The sequence below is a fragment of the Acidobacteriota bacterium genome (genome assembly GCA_029861955.1).
Lineage (GTDB): Bacteria > Acidobacteriota > Polarisedimenticolia > Polarisedimenticolales > Polarisedimenticolaceae > JAOTYK01.
Map to the genome: position 1 here is coordinate 163101 of JAOTYK010000001.1, position 15796 is coordinate 178896.

Annotated in this window: 11 protein-coding genes; 9 read left to right on the top strand and 2 right to left on the bottom strand. The window is 62.7% G+C overall.

Annotated elements, in window-relative coordinates:
* Positions 1 to 100: 100 nt before the first annotated feature.
* Positions 101 to 691: a CPBP family intramembrane metalloprotease gene (locus OES25_00685; protein ID MDH3626154.1), complete on the top strand. Its 591-nt coding sequence runs from the start codon at positions 101 to 103 to the stop codon at positions 689 to 691.
* A gap of 16 nt (positions 692 to 707) precedes the next feature.
* Here the strand turns inward: OES25_00685 and OES25_00690 are convergent, their stop codons facing one another.
* Positions 708 to 2963, bottom strand: coding sequence for a transglycosylase domain-containing protein (locus OES25_00690; protein ID MDH3626155.1), 2256 nt, complete (start codon positions 2961 to 2963; stop codon positions 708 to 710).
* 83 nt (positions 2964 to 3046) lie between these two features.
* Between OES25_00690 and OES25_00695 the strand changes: the two genes are divergently transcribed.
* Positions 3047 to 4372 (top strand): amidohydrolase family protein, encoded by a 1326-nt coding sequence (locus OES25_00695; GenBank protein ID MDH3626156.1) that lies wholly within the window; start codon positions 3047 to 3049, stop codon positions 4370 to 4372.
* Complete coding sequence (locus OES25_00700) at positions 4372 to 5586, top strand: amidohydrolase family protein (protein MDH3626157.1); 1215 nt, start codon at positions 4372 to 4374, stop codon at positions 5584 to 5586. The genes OES25_00695 and OES25_00700 overlap by 1 nt, the downstream gene beginning before the upstream one ends.
* A 66-nt stretch (positions 5587 to 5652) precedes the next feature.
* On the opposite strand, the gene OES25_00705 is transcribed toward OES25_00700, so the two are convergent.
* Positions 5653 to 7083: a hypothetical protein gene (locus OES25_00705; GenBank protein ID MDH3626158.1), complete on the bottom strand. Its 1431-nt coding sequence runs from the start codon at positions 7081 to 7083 to the stop codon at positions 5653 to 5655.
* Between the two features lie 209 nt (positions 7084 to 7292).
* Between OES25_00705 and OES25_00710 the strand changes: the two genes are divergently transcribed.
* Genes OES25_00710 through OES25_00735 form a run of 6 tightly spaced genes read left to right on the top strand, consistent with a single transcriptional unit; the run spans position 7293 to position 15794 of the window.
* Positions 7293 to 9488, top strand: a complete 2196-nt coding sequence (locus OES25_00710) for a PQQ-binding-like beta-propeller repeat protein (protein MDH3626159.1) — start codon at positions 7293 to 7295, stop codon at positions 9486 to 9488.
* Positions 9488 to 10999, top strand: coding sequence for a PQQ-binding-like beta-propeller repeat protein (locus OES25_00715; GenBank protein ID MDH3626160.1), 1512 nt, complete (start codon positions 9488 to 9490; stop codon positions 10997 to 10999). Before OES25_00710 ends, OES25_00715 begins: the two co-directional genes overlap by 1 nt.
* Positions 10996 to 12072, top strand: a complete 1077-nt coding sequence (locus tag OES25_00720) for a hypothetical protein (GenBank protein ID MDH3626161.1) — start codon at positions 10996 to 10998, stop codon at positions 12070 to 12072. The genes OES25_00715 and OES25_00720 overlap by 4 nt, the downstream gene beginning before the upstream one ends.
* Positions 12072 to 13520, top strand: coding sequence for an aldehyde dehydrogenase family protein (locus OES25_00725; protein MDH3626162.1), 1449 nt, complete (start codon positions 12072 to 12074; stop codon positions 13518 to 13520). Before OES25_00720 ends, OES25_00725 begins: the two co-directional genes overlap by 1 nt.
* A gap of 2 nt (positions 13521 to 13522) precedes the next feature.
* Positions 13523 to 14677 carry an iron-containing alcohol dehydrogenase gene (locus OES25_00730; protein MDH3626163.1) on the top strand — a complete coding sequence of 385 codons (1155 nt, stop codon included), beginning with the start codon at positions 13523 to 13525 and terminating at the stop codon, positions 14675 to 14677.
* A complete protein-coding gene (locus OES25_00735) occupies positions 14661 to 15794 on the top strand; it encodes a PQQ-binding-like beta-propeller repeat protein (protein MDH3626164.1) in 1134 nt (377 codons plus the stop codon). Before OES25_00730 ends, OES25_00735 begins: the two co-directional genes overlap by 17 nt.
* Positions 15795 to 15796: the final 2 nt, after the last annotated feature.

A 15796-nucleotide genomic window follows, 5' to 3' on the forward strand; every position in this document is an offset into this window, starting at 1 on the left:
CGCTTTAATAGAGGTTCTGGCAGTCTGTTTCGTCGCTGTGCTGGCTCCCGTCTTCGTCGTACTTCCTTGGCTATTCCTTGACGGTACATTGAATTTCCCGATGGAACCGAGCGACGTCGAGGGGTTGATCGTTGGGAAGTTCCGCGAAGTGATGACCGTTCAGGTCTTGGTCTTCAGTCTTATTGCAGGGGCCATGATCGTCTGGCGTGTCGATCGCACCCGGACGCGTCCGTTCGTCCTCGGGCCCATCGTCGGATGGGGATTGCTCGGTGGTTTGCTCGCGGTGGGTGCCAATCTCGTCTTTGGCCTCGTGCTGGGTGCCCTGGGTGTCGAGATAAAAGAGCAAGAGGCGCTTGCGAAGTTGCTCGGCGATCGGGCGCTTCTGATCAGCGCCGCCCCGTGGATCGTCCTGTTCGTCCCGTTCGCGGAGGAATTGCTGTTTCGCGGGTACGTCTTCCGCTATCTGGATCAGCAGATCAATCGAACGGCAGCGCTCTTCGTGTCGTGCGGGGTCTTCGCGTTGATCCACGGCAACCTTACCGGCATCCCGTCTTATGTTGCGGTCGCTCTGGTATTCGCGTGGGTCTATATCAAGACGGATAGTCTGCTGGCACCCATCCTGGCCCACGCCGTGCAGAACGGCATCATCGTTCTCGCCGCATTCGTTACAGGCGGAACACCTCCCCCGTGATCGGGACGAGGCGCCGTTAGCGGATCGGAGTCTGAGATTGCGAACGACGCCAGAACCGTTGCTTGGGCGGTTCGGAGCCGCGTCGAAACCACTCCTGTCGGGCGGAAGACCGCGAGGGGTCCACCCGTAAACCGGTTCGGCGATCGATCGAGGCCGCGACCACGCCGCGGGGCTGCGAGATCGGTTCGGTCGCCTCCAGTCGAGTTGCGTGTTCCACGAATGCCTTCCAGATGGGTGCCGCCGTCCGCGATGCCGTGCTCCCGAGGGGGCCGCTGTCATCGCGCCCGACCCAGACGACGACGACGAGGTGTCCGCTACTGCCGGCAAGCCAAGCATCTCGCAACCCGGAGCTGCTGCCGGTCTTGGCGGCCACGTCGATGTTCTCGATCTGCGCGCTGCGGGCCGTGCCTTCGCGCACCGCATTCAGCAGAAGATCACGAACGATCCAGGCGGAAGCCTTCGAACTGACCGCGTGCGAGCGCGTCGGATTAACGCCGAGCGGGCTCCCGTCCGGTTGTTCGATCCGTTGCCAGCCTCGGGGGACGACCCGTCTTCCCGGTGTCGAGAAAACCGAGTACGCAGAGACCAGTTCAAGAGGAGAGACCTCCACCGCTCCGAGAACAAAAGACGGTGGGGTGGGATCGGGGAGACTCAGGCCGACACGGGCGAACATGTGAGCGTTTTTCTCCCAGCCGCAGTGACGTGCGATCCGCACCCAGGGCACGTTGAGTGACTGGACGAGTGCGGATCGTAGGGTCACCGGTCCATGGTCGCGGCGATCGAAATTCTCCGGCGTCCATGCGTCGTCGTCGATCTTCAGCGTGACGGACCCATCCAGCACGGTGGTTGCCGCCGTCAACGGCCGGCGCCCGCCGCAGGACTCCAACGCATGGAGCGCGACGAACGGCTTGACCGTTGACCCCGGTTGCCGACGCGCCTGACGCACGCGATCGAAACGGTTGTCCGATCGATCCGGGGAACCACCGACGTAAGCCAACACCGCGCCATCGCGTGCATCCATCGCGACGAGCGCCGCCGACAGGGGGGCGTCCCGTAGGGCGGGCCGCCGGCGGCGTAGGTCCCGTAGCCCGGCACCGACGACGTGTTCGGCATGCTGTTGTAGCAAGGGGTCGAGGCGTGTTTCGACGACGATGCCCCGGTCACGGTCCACACGCTCTCGCGCACGATCGGGGATCGATTCAGCGAGCCACGACAGGAATGCCGGGGCCCTCGTCGTCGTTAGCTTTCCTGGCGAAGGAACCAACGGAGCGGCCCGCGCGATCGCCAGGTCGTCGGTTGGCATCCAGCCAAGCTCTTCCAGCCGATCCAGGACGCGATCCCGTCGCGAGCGAGTGGCTTCCGGATGCCGCAGGGGGGAGAGGCGATTGGGAGCCTGAACCATCCCGGCGAGGGTCGCGGACTGGGCCAGATCCAGATCCTCGACCTCGCGATCGAAGAAAGCCCGGGCTGCCGTCCCGACACCGTAGATGCCCACACCATCGATATGACCGTAGTAGACACGGTTGAGATAGGCCTCCAGGACCTGACGCTTTCCGTAACGGGATTCGATCCACACGGCACGCGCGGCTTCCGAGAGTTTGCGTCCGATCGTACGACGAGGACGCATGTCCCGATTCTTGATCAGCTGTTGCGTAAGCGTGCTGCCACCCTGACTGACACTTCCGTCACGCAGATTGGCGAGGGTGGCCCGAGCGAGTGCGCGCGGGTCGATCCCGGGGTGTCCCAGGAAGCGTGCGTCTTCGATGGCGAGAAGCGCCTTCCACGTGTGCGTTTGCAGATCTTCGATGTCGGCACGAATCCTGACGGCCCGTCGCTGGGTGATGGACTCCGCCAGAAGTTCGGGTTCGATCCAGATGCGATCCGATTCGCGCAGCGGTCGCATGTCGCCGTCGACGTCGGCGCCACCGATCACGCGACCGTCGGCGAGGGTCAACCCCAGGAGCGATGCGGCGTAATCTCGACCCGCCAGCCGGTGGGCCCTGCGATAGATCCAGAACCGATCCTCCCCGAAGAAGAACTCTCCCGGTCGCTGGGGTCGGTCGGAGATACGGAGATAGCCGAGCCGTTCGAGACGCTGGACCAGGCCGATCGATTCGAGCGATTGGCCAACTTGAATAAACGTGGCCGCCGAAAAGACACGAAGATCGTTGCGGCCGAGGTCCTGTTCAAGAGGATTCGGCCCCTCGTCGGCCAGCAAAACGGACGCGAGGAAAAGGTTCAATAAACCGACCGTGATCGCGAAAACACGCATCGGGGGAGTCTATCGAGGCAGCCTGTGGATCGCAAAGCGGTCCACTTGAGAGTAAACTTCCGCTTCCAGTCATGGGGGCCTTCATGCAATCAAAACGAAATCTTGTCCGACTCGCTGTCGTGACCATCACGCTCGTGTCGGGTCTTATCGCCACGCCGGCTCTCGCACGAGAGGCCATCGCCTTCGTCGGGGCTCATCTAATCCCAATTGACGGTCCCCCGATCGAAGATGGCGTCCTGGTCATCTCCGAGGGAAGCATCACCGCCGTCGGAACACGAGACCGCGTCCGCATTCCGAAGGACGCACAGATTATTGACGCCGCCGGCCAGACCATCATGCCGGGACTCGTCGATACACACTCCCACGTCGGCGGCGGTTGGGCGGCCGATAGGTCGGCGCCGATCCAACCCGACGTATCGGTCTACGACTCCATCAACGTACGCGATTCCGGTTTCCGTCGGGCGCTGGCCGGTGGAGTGACGACCGCAAACGTGATGCCCGGTTCGGGGCACTTGATGAGTGGGCAGACCGTCTACGTCAAACATCGAGCGGGCAACACGATCGACGAATGGGTCTGGCGTGACGACGGCGGGCGACCCCTCGGTGGCATGAAGATGGCCAACGGCACCAACTCCCGCCGAGACCCACCGTTCCCCGGTACACGCGGCAAATCGGCGGCGCTGGTTCGCGAGCAATTCGTCGCGGCCCTGGACTATCGCCGAAAACTCGAGGCGGCGGGCGACGATGCCGAGAAGGTGCCCGACCGCGATCTGGCCATGGAAGCTCTGCTGGAGGTCCTCGATGGCACGCGGATGGTGCATCACCACACCCATCGACACGACGACATCATGACGATCCTGCGTCTGCGTGAAGAGTTCGGTTTTCGGGTCGTCCTACACCACGTCAGCGACGCCTGGAAGGTCGCCGACGAGATCGCGGCGGCGGGGGTCCCGAGTTCATTGATCCTGGTCGATAGCCCCGGCGGGAAGCTGGAGGCCATGCACATCGGCTATGAGAGCGGTGGCGTTCTAGAGAAGGCCGGAGCGGCCGTGGCGTTTCATACGGACGACTGGATTACGGACTCGCGACTCTTCCTGCGGATGGCAGCGCTTGCGGTCCGCGGTGGTATGTCCCGCGAAGGGGCGTTGGAGGCGTTGACCCTGGCACCGGCGCAAATGATGGATCTGGGAGATCGGATCGGAAGCCTGACGGTCGGGAAGGACGCGGACTTCGTCATCCTCGACGGCGATCCGTTTAGCGTCTACACCAAGGTGCTCGAGACGTGGGTCGACGGCGATCTACGGTTCGATCGCAGTGACGAGAAAGACCGGCTCTGGGCGGTCGGCGGCTACGGGGCCGGTCAACCGCGTGCTGTCGGCGGCTGTTGTCAGCGGATGGAGGAGGAGTGATGTTGCATCGCGTCATCGTCGTCATTGCGACGCTCGTCTGCTCGGCAATGGTCATGGCAGGGGACGTCGCGGTCCGCGCGGGTCGGCTTCATACAGCGAACGGGCCGGTCATCGAGGATGGCGTCGTCGTTGTCCGTGACGGGAAGATCGTCGCCGTGGGGCCTTCGGCTACGACCCCCGTTCCCGCCGGTGTCGAGGTGATCGAGGCCGCGGTCGTCACTCCCGGGCTGATCGATGCCCACACCGTGGTCGGTCTTGCCGGCTACCTCAATCAGGATACCGACCAGGATCAACTGGAGACCTCCGAACCGGTCCAACCCGAGTTGCGAGCGATCGACGCGTACAACTCGCGAGAGACTCTCGTTGACTGGGTCCGAAGTTTCGGCGTAACGACACTCCACACGGGGCACGGGCCGGGAAGTCTCGTCTCGGGTCAGACGATGATCGTCAAGACCGCGGGGGCGACCGTCAACGAAGCCGTCGTCAAACCCGCAGCGATGATCGCCGCCACACTGGGAGAGCAAGCCACTCGCGACGGAGGCAAACCTCCGGGAACGCGAAGCAAGGCCGCCGCGATGTTGCGCGCAGAATTGCAGCGGGCTCGTCACTATCTCGACAAGATAGAGTCGGCCGAAGAGGGCGAGACACCGGACGTTGACTTACGGCTTGCGGCGCTCGGTCGCGTCCTTACCGGTGAGCTCCCGCTCCTCGTCACGGTCCAACGTCATCAAGACATCCTCACGGCCATGCGGATCGCCGAGGAGTTCAATCTTCGCCTCGTTCTTGACGGTGCGGGCGAATCGTATCTTCTGATCGATGAGATTCGTGAGAGTGGGATACCGGTCATCGTCCATGCCACGATGAAGCGTGCCGCGGGGGAGGCCGAGAATCTCAGCATGGAAACAGCCGGGGTCCTCGATAGGGAAGGGATTCCCATCGCGCTTCAGAGCGGCTACGAGAGCTATGTGCCGAAGACCCGTGTCGTTTTGTTCGAGGCCGCGGTCGCCGCAAGTCACGGACTCGGAGTGGAACGGGCACTCCACGCGATCACCCTCGGGGCGGCGAAGCTGCTGGGAATCGACGATCGTGTCGGCTCCCTCGAGATCGGCAAGGACGGCGATCTGGCGCTCTACGACGGCGACCCGTTCGAGTACACGTCGCATTGCATCGGGACGATCATCAACGGCGAACGGGTCAGTCGCGAAGCTCGGTGATCGAGGCCGGCGCCGATATGGGCCTCGGCAGGGGGGGCCGTCAGCGCCCCACCAATGACGGCCCTTTTACTGGACTCGGGCCTGATAGGAGACCGATCCGGTGTCTCCGGGAGCCAGCGGGGCCGCCACGGTCCAGCGGACATGGGTAACCGGTGCGTTATCCACGGCATCGAACGTCGTTCCGCCGTCGTGGCTGAATTCGATCAGCGTTCCCGTTCCCATCGCGGTCCCGGTTTCGAATTGGCACTCCGGCGGAACCGAGTCGACGATCGCGACGTTGTAGGCGGTTGTCGTTCCGTTGCTCACGAAATCCAGGGTGTAGGTCAGAGCATCGCCGGGGGCGGCCGTCGCCAGGTTCACCGATTTTACCAACGTGACCTGCGGGGTCGCGACGAGCAACGTGATGTCGACGTTATCCGTGGTGCCGGGGGTGAGATTCGAGGTGGCGGTGAGAGTCGTGGTGCTGGTGTCGCCATCTCCGAGGCCTCCAGGTACGGTCACGCGTACCAGGAGATTGATCGTTGACGACGCAGCCAGAGGGCCGCTGTCGACCACGCCATCGCCGTCCGTATCCGTCAGCGCCGGCTCTCCCACATCGAGAACCTGGTCCCCGTCGAGATCGTTGAAGTAGTCGATCAACGACGGTGAGAAGTCGCCGACATCCGCATCGGTCAATTCGAACGTATCGGTTCCCGAGCCCGTATTGGTCAACACGTGTGCGACCACTACCTGTCCACCCGAGGTAACGGTCGTCGAGCGATCGGGGGTGAACATCACGCCCGGCGTAAAGGTCGAGCCGATCGTTCCCCCTGGCCCACCGAGGTTGTCATCGATCTGCGTCGGGATGTTGGCGCCGTTCGACGTCGAAACGTGAAAATAGAACGGCATCGGTGCCGGAACACCGAGCGTGCTCCATGAGACTCGGGACTCCATCTCCATGCCGGAACTGGTTCCGCCGTAAAGCGTTTCGATCGAGCTCACGAGGGTGATTGATCCCGGCATCGTGTAGCCGTCCGCCATTCCTCCACCACCGACCAGCGGATCGCCCGCACCGGCGACTGCCACGTAGTTGTGGATCTCGCTGACGGTCTTACGGTTCTTGCCCCACCACGAGACATGGAACACCTTCTCGCCGGATTGCATCAATTGATCGCCGTTAAGATCGAGGTAGAACCAGAACTCCTGGCGGTTCTTCGAGCTTCCGACCCTACGCACGTACATGTAGAAGTAGCTGGAGTCGTAGGTCCATGCGAACGCCGACAGGTCCCGTCCCGTGCTCTGTATCGGGGCGTCGAGGTCGGGATTGGTGCCTGCCGGCCCGTCGAGGCTCACCTGGGAGGGGTTTGCCAGGACGGACGACCAGTCCGACATGTTTCCATCGATCGTGATGGAGGTCAGTACCGGTGCTGCGTGAATGCCCGGGACGAGGATCCCCGCCAGCAGCAGAACACCACCGATGACAAGCCTCCGCCATGACGAACCCTTGATGGCGTTCACCGACCTTGCCTCTCCGTCTGTCACCCCTACGGGCCCGGGTCTGACCCCGTAGCCCACGGATGAATCTAGGTCGCTGGCGGAAACACGCAATCTGCTCCTATTTCCCTTTATATTTACGATTTTTTACAGCAAGCGATCGCATGTAGCCCGGGTGGCGGCGTAACCTGCATTGCGGACTCGGAGAGTCCTACGAATAAAGAGGGAATCAGATGACACGAAGGACAACTTCGCTCGTTGTGTTCTGTTTACTGGTGACGGTCGGCGTGCCGCTGATGGCCGGTGAATGGCTAACCTGGCGGGGGCCGAACTACAACGGCGTTTCGGCCGAAAACGGACTGGTTTCCACCTGGGATCCCGGTGGCGAGAACCTGGCCTGGAAGGCCGATTTTATCGGTCGTTCGACGCCGGTGGTCCTTGATGGCACCGCCTACGTCATTGGACGGGTGGGGGACGGCACGACGCTACAGGAGGTCGTGGCGGCGTACGACGCCTTCACGGGCGATCTGCGCTGGGAGCGCCGACACAACGTCTACCACACGACCGTGCCGGACAATCGAGTCGGCTGGGCCAGCCTGGTCGCCGATGACGAGACCGGAAACATCTATGCCCACGGCGTCGCAGGTCAGCTGATCGCGTTCGATCGTAACGGCAACACCCTCTGGGAACATTTCCTCGCCGAGGAATACGGCCGCTACTCCGGGTATGGCGGTCGCACGCAGACCGCCGTCGTCGATGGCGACCTGCTGATCATCAACTTCATCAGCAAGAGCTGGGGCGAACTAGCCGCGCTTCGCCATCGGTATTACGCGTTCGACAAGCGGACCGGAGAGCCGGTCTGGATCTCGACTCCGGGCAACATGCCATTCGATTTCAACACCCAGTCCGTCCCGGTCGTGGCCGAAATCGACGGCGAGCGACTCATCGTCGCCGGCAACTCGGATGGGTGGGTCTACGGGATGCGTGTTGCGACCGGCGAGAAGGTCTGGGGCTTCCAGCTGAGCCGTCGGGGAATCAACGCCTCGGTCGCCATCCATGACGGTGTCGTTTTCATCTCCCACAGCGAGGAGAATATCGACGGTCCTACCATGGGTCGCCTGGTCGCGTTCAAGGCCGGCGGCGAGGGTGACATCACGAAGAACGAACTCTGGCGCATCGATGAGCTTAGTGCCGGGTTCAGCACGCCCGCGGTTCACGACGGCCGCGTCTACGTCATCGATAACTCCGCCAACATGCACGCTGTTGACATCAAGACCGGCGCGCCCCTCTGGGAGCACAGCATCGGCACGGTCGGAAAAGGATCGGCGGTTCTCGCCGACGGGAAGATGTACGTGACCGAGGTCAACGGGCACTTCCACATCCTCAAGCCGGGTAAGGACGGTGTCGAGACGCTGGACACCGAGAAGCTATCCGTACCGGACGGACGGTATGCGGAGATCTATGGTTCCCCGGCGATCGCCTACGGTCGTGTCTACTTCACAACTGAGTGGGGACTCTACTGTCTCGGGAAGACGGATGCGCCACGGCCGAAGACGTTCTCTCGCCAGCGAACGGGCGCCGGTCGGGCGGCCAAGGGAGCCGAGGTCGCGGCGATTCAGATCGTTCCGGCCGTGCTGCTGACGGAGCCCGGCCAGAAGACCGAACTCAACCTCCGAGCCGTGGATAAGGACGGCAACCTCATCGATCAACCCGGAACGGTCGAGTGGGCTCTCGAAGGGCTCGAGGGCAAATTGAAGAACGGACGCTTCAGTCCTTCCTCCGGCGCCCCCTCTCAAGTCGGCAAGATCACGGCGACGGTGGCCGGCAAGACGGCCGCGACCCGGGTTCGTGTACTTCCTCCGCTGCCGTGGAACATGGGCTTTGAGGATGGCGAAATAGGTTCGACACCGGCGAGCTGGATCAACGCGAAGGGGACCTACGTCATTGCCGATCTCGAGGGCGAGAAGGTCCTGCACAAGATGCCGCGGAAGCGCGGTTTGAATCGAACGACGATCTTCTTCGGTTCTCAGCAACTCAGGGACTACACGATAGAGGCGGAGATTCTCGGGAAGCCCAATCGACGCCGCAAGCCCGACATCGGGCTCGTTAATGGCGGGTACAGCCTGGATCTGCAGGGCGCCCACCAGAAACTCCAGATCCGTTCCTGGGCCGCCGAGCTTCGCATGGCCAAGGAGATTGATTTCCCGTGGGAGCTCGATGCCTGGTACTCGATGAAGCTGAGCGTTGAGATCGAGGGTGGGACGGCATTCGTTCGAGGCAAGGTCTGGAAACGTGGCGAGGCCGAGCCGGCGGAATGGACCATCACCGCCGAGGATGCGTTGCCGATTCTTTCGGGTAGCCCGGGGCTGGTGGGCTATTCGCCTGCCGATATGTACTACGACAACATCAAGGTAACGGTGAACAAGTGATGACGAAGCAACTGATTGGAACCGCACTGCTCTGTATGTTTCTTGCGGGAGTGGCGTACGCCGAGGACGAAGCCCCGGTGATGTACGCCAACACTCCGGACCGCAACATGGTCTCCGATGAGGAGAACCTGCCGGCGAAGTGGGACGCGAAGACGGGCATGAACATCAAGTGGACTGCGGATCTCGGATCCCAGACCTACGCAGGGCCGGTGGTCTATGACGGTCGCGTCTTCGTGGGCACCAACAATCAACGGGTCTACAACCCCGCGATCAAGGGCGACCGCGGCAACGTCATGGCGTTCGACGCGGAGACCGGCGAGTTCATCTGGCAGTCGGCCCACGCCAAGCTGCCGTCCGGTCGGGTCAACGACTGGCCGCTGCAGGGCGTCTGCTCGACGCCGGCGGTCGAGGGCGATCGTATCTATTACCTGTCCAACCGTGGTGAGATCATCGCCGCGGACACGGACGGCTTCCGCGACGGGGCCAACGACGGGCCGTTCGTCGACGAAGAGCACACGAGCAAACTGGACGAAGATGTCATCTGGCGCTTCGACCTGATCGAGGAGCTGGACATGTTTCCCCACAACCTGGCGGCGGGTAGCCCGTTGCTCGTGGGAGACTGGCTGTTCTTTATCACCGGGCAAGGTGTCGACGAGGGGCACATCAATGTGCCGTCGCCGGAAGGCCCCAGCTTCGTTGCCTTCGACAAGAACAGCGGCGAACTGCTCTGGGAGAATGCGCTGCCGGGCACCAACGTCCTTCACGGAACGTGGTCCAACCCGTCCTACGGAAAGATCCAGGGACGCGAGCAGGTCATCTTCCCCGGTGGCGACGGCTGGCTCTATTCGTTCAACCCCAAGGATGGCGAGCTGCTCTGGAAGTTCGACCTGAATCCCAAGGACTCGAAATGGGAACTGGGTGGACGGGGTACGCGGAACAACGTGATCTCGACCGCCGTTATCCATGACGACAAGGTCTTCATCGGCGTCGGACAGGATCCCGAGCACGGTGAGGGGCCGGGTAACCTGTGGGCCATCGATGCGACCGGGTCCGGCGACGTGACATCGACCGCCGTCGTCTGGCGTCGGCACGGCGACGACTTCCACCGCACGATGTCCACTGCGGCGATTCAAGACGGCCTGATGTACATCGCCGACCTCAGCGGGTTCGTCTACTGCCTCGACGTCAAGACCGGGAAAGAGATCTGGACGTACGACGCGTTCGCAGCAATCTGGGGCTCGACGTTCCTGGCGGACGGCAAGGTCTACATCGGCGACGAGGACGGCGATATCGCGGTTCTGAAGGCCGGTCGCAAGATGGAGCTTTTGCACGAGACCAACATGGGGACTGCGGTCTACACGACTCCGGTGGCGAAGGACGGTGTGATCTACGTCGCCAGTCGGACGAAACTGTTCGCGATCGAGGGGGGGATCCCCGCCAAGACCCCGCCGGCAGCCCCGGCGGCCCTCGCCGTCGATGCGCCGCCGGCAAAGAAGTCGGAAGCGAAATGACGAAGGCGTTCACATCGCCGGAGGAAGCCACGGCCGGTCTCGACGCCCACGTGAAAGAGATCGTTCGTTGGCATTTCGATCCGGCGACGGGTTGTCCGTTCTGGCTGAAGAAGGCCAGGGAGTTCGATTTCGATCCATTAAAGGATGTGAACGGGTACGACGATCTAAAGCTGTTCGGTCACTTTCAGGACGAGTGGCTGCGTGGTGGCCCGGTGCGACGCTGGGTTCCGAAGGGTCTGGCAGACAAACCGGCCTACGTCTTCGAGACCGGCGGATCGACGGGTGTTCCCAAGTCCCGGGTCAATATCGAGGACTTCCAACGAGACTACGAGATCTTCGGGGATCGTCTCTCCGACCAGACATTCCCCCGGGGTTCGGACTGGTTGATGCTGGGTCCGACCGGGCCGCGACGTCTTCGCCTGGCGATCGAACATCTTGCGCAGTATCGGGGTGGAATTTCGTTCTTCGTCGACCTCGATCCGCGCTGGGTCAACAAGTTGATCCGTGCCCAGAAATTTCAGGAGATGGAGACCTACAAGAATCACATCGTCGATCAGGCGCTGACGATTCTCAGGGCCCACCCCAACATCAAGTGCCTGTTCACCACGCCGAAACTTCTTGAGGCGTTGTGCGAGAAGATCTCGCTGGCGAACTACGGGATCACCGGCATCTTTTGTGGTGGAACCGAGATGAATGCCCAGTTCAATCGTTTTGCCCGGGAAGAGCTTGTCCCCGGCATCGATTTTATCCCGACGTACGGCAACACGTTGATGGGTCTCGCGGCACCTCGTCCATTTCGGGAGGGGGACGACTACTCGATCACCTACTACCCGCCGTTGCCGAGGGCGACATTCGAGATCGTCGATCCTGATGACACGAGCCGGCGGTTGGAATACAACCAGCGCGGTCGTGTCCTTCTGACGACGCTGACGAAGGAGTTCTTCATGCCTCGGTTCCCCGAGCGGGACGAGGGGTATCGGGCCGAACCGTGCGAGGAGTATCCCTGGGATGGTGTGCGCGATCTCGGCTTGTTGAGCTCTCTGCAGCAGAGCGTGACCGTGGGAGTGTATTGATGCTCCACGTCCCGGTATTGCGAGCCGGTCAGCCGTATCGGAGTCTCGATACGATCGACCTGAAGGACTCGCGTTCGGGCGAGGCCGTGGCTCGTGTCAGTCAGGCCAACCGTGGGTTGATCCATCACGATCTGCTGCAGGCCGCCGACTGGAGACGGGCACTACAGGAGATTCCATCGGCGGAGCTGGTCGCGATCTGCGGACGGGCGGCCGAACTATTCCTCGACGGAACCGTGATGGTCGACCCGATCGATGGCGTCGGGCAGAGCCCCGCGCAGTTCGTCGAGATCCAATCGGCAACCACAGGCCTGCCGCGGTCGCTCTGTCGGGCCAACATGGAGAAGATCCATTTCGTGTTGGCCAACATGGATTGCATCCTCGCGGGTCTGACACGAGGACTGGACCTGGAACTGCTCGATCGCGGTCACGTCGTCCAGGACGGCCGCACGGTCAGCTTCCTCGGCCAGGCCAACACCATGGGGGCGATCTTGCCCAGCAACTCTCCCGGTGTTCACTCGCTCTGGATCCCATCGTTTGCGTTGAAGGTTCCGCTGGTCTTGAAACCCGGTCGCCAGGAGCCCTGGACACCGATGCGAATCACGCAGGCGTTGCTGGCTGCCGGTGCGCCACCCGAGGCGATCAGCTTCTATCCAACGGGGCACGGTGCCGTAACCGACATCCTGATGCGAACCGATCGCTCGATGTTATTCGGCGACGAGTCCACACTTCGACCCTGGCAGGGCGATCCGCGGATCCAATTGCACGGGCCCGGCTGGAGCAAGATCATCTTCGGGGAAGATCAGGCCCAGCACTGGAAGAATCATCTCGACTGGATGGTGGGTTCCATTGCGGCCAATGGGGGACGTTCGTGCGTCAACGCTTCGGGCGTCTGGACACCCGCACATGGAGACTCGCTGGCCGATGCGCTTGCGCAACGACTTGCCGCGATTCCCGCAAGGGCGCTGGACGATCCGCAAGCCGAGCTTGCGGCGTTCACGGACCCCGGCATCGCGAGACGAATCTCGGACTTCATCGATCAACGGCTTGCGATCCCGGGCGCAGAGGACGTCACGGCGCGTTATCGCCGTGGCGGCCGGGTCGCCGAGGTCGGTGGGTCAACCTTTGTACTTCCCACGGTGATTCGATGTAGCGATCCCGACCATCCGTTGGCATCCGCCGAACTCCTGTTTCCGTTCGTCAGCGTCGTGGAGGTGCCGCAAGCCGAGATGGTCACGAAAATCGGCTCGACGTTGGTGGCGTCCGTCGTCTCGGACGACGTGGCGTTTCGTGAAGAGATGCTGGTCGCGCGGAATATCGATCGACTGAACCTGGCCGCGGTTCCGACCAATGTTGTCTCCTGGGATCAGCCCCATGAGGGAAACCTGTTCGAGTTGCTGTACAAGCAGCGGTCGTTCGTGAGTGGATCCTCCGATTCGACGGCAGCTTGACCGTGCTCGCATCCATCGGCCAGGCTGCCGACGGGCGTTGGGATGCCCTCATCGACGGGATCGCCGTCTCGTTCGGCGAAGGTGGCCTGGATCAGCTCGGGACACTCTGCACACGATACGGCGGGAAGCGGTCACTCCTGGTCACGGACCCCGGCGTTCGTGGCGCGGGACACATCCGTGCGGCGACCCGGGCCCTGACCGAAACAGGAGTCGCGGTCGATGTCTTCGATCGGCTTGCAACCAACCCGACTACCGAGCATGTACGCGACGGCGTCGAGGCCGCTAAACGGCACGAGGCCGATTGCCTGATCGCCGTCGGCGGTGGAAGTGCGATGGACTGCGCGAAGGGCATCAACTTCATCATCTCGAACGGTGGCGAGATGCGGGACTACTGGGGCTCGGGCATGGCGACGCAACCGATGCTGCCGTCCATCGGCGTGCCCACGACAGCGGGGACGGGGAGCGATGCGCAATCCTATGCCCTGATCTCTGAGGCCGAGACCGGGATCAAGATGGCCTGTGGTGACCCGAAAGCGGCGTTTCGCTGCGTGATCCTCGACCCGCTCCTGACCGGGTCGGCACCACGCGACGTCATCGCGACTGCCGGCATGGACGCCCTCTCGCACGCGATCGAGAGCTACGTCTGCACGCGACGAAACGAGCGCTCACAGCAATACGCGTTCGATGCCTTCTCGCTTATCGATCCTGCGCTTCTTCGCGTTCTGGAGGATCCCGACGATCGCGTGGCTCGCAGTGCGATGCTCCTGGGAGCGTTCCTGGCCGGAGCGGCGATCGAGCGCTCGATGCTGGGTGCTGCGCATAGCTGCGCCAACCCGCTGACGGCGACCCATGGGATCGTGCACGGCGCGGCCGTCTCTCTGATGATGCCCGCAGTGATGCGATTCAATTCCGCCACCGTCGGTCATCTCTACGATCGTCTTCAGCGATGCGAGCCTTCCGGTGGGGCGTCCCTCGTCGCCCGCGTCGAGGAGCGGCGCCGGTTGGCAGGCCTGCCCGAGACACTCGGCGCATGTGGCGTTAAAGACCCTGACCTCGATTCTTTGGCGCAACAGGCGGCGGCCCAGTGGACCGCCGCGTTCAATCCGGTTCCGGTGGCCGAACCTGAGATGAGGCTGTTTTATGAACAGGTTGCCTGAGACCTTGCTTCGATTGCTGCTCGCATCGCTCCTCTTCGTGAGCGTGGTCGGTGCCTCGGACAGCTCGGCCCCGGCCGATGCCTGGCCCATGTTCCGCGGAAGCAGTCAGTCCACGGGCGTCTCGGCAGGCGAACTACCGGAGAAGATGACACCGCTCTGGGCGTTCACCATCGAGGAGGGGATCGAGTCAACGGCCGCAATCGTCGATGGGATCGTCTACGTCGGTGGGCTGGACGGCGTGCTCTATGCGGTCGGTCTCGATGACGGCAAATTGCGATGGAAATTTCAGGCCGGGTTCGAGATCAAGTCTTCGCCAACGGTCGTCGGCGGCCGGGTCATGTTTGGAGACGGTGACGGTATCTTCCACGCTCTCGATGCCGCAACGGGCAAGGAGCTGTGGAGCTTCGCGACCGAAGCCGAGATCATCTCGTCCGCGAACGTTCACGGCAAGAGTGTCGTCTTCGGGTCTCACGATCAATCCGTCTACAGCCTGGAAGCGGAAACCGGGAAGCTACGCTTCAAGGTCGAGACCGACGGATTTATCTATGGCGCGCCGGCCATCGTCGACGGTCGCATCATCATCGCCGGTTGCGACGGGTTCCTGCGGTTGATCGATGCCGACACCGGCGAGGAGCAGCGGGTCATCGAAGTCGGCGCCTACGTCGGAGCGAGTCCCGCCGTGGCGGACGGTATCGCGTACTTCGGCACCTTCGAGAACCAGGTGCTCGCGGTCGATCTGACTGCCGATGGTCCAGCGTGGCGCTACGAGAACCCCGACCGGCAGTTTCCGTACCTCTCGTCGGCGGTTGTCAGCGAGAAACTGGTCGTGATCGGCGGACGGGACAAGAGCCTCCACGCGATCGATCGAAGCTCCGGCAAGGAGACGTGGAGCCTGGCATCGCGGTCGAAGATCGATTCCTCGCCGGTCCTGGTGGGGAGCGCTGTCTACGTCGGGCTGATGACCGGTGAGCTTGTGGCTCTCAATCTGGCGGACGGCAGTAAGCGCTGGAGTTTCGACAGCGGCTCGCCGTTCGTTGCCTCTCCGGCGATCGCCCAGGGGCGCCTGGTCATCGGAACTGCCGACGGTCAACTCTACGCATTCGGGAAGAAGGAATAGAC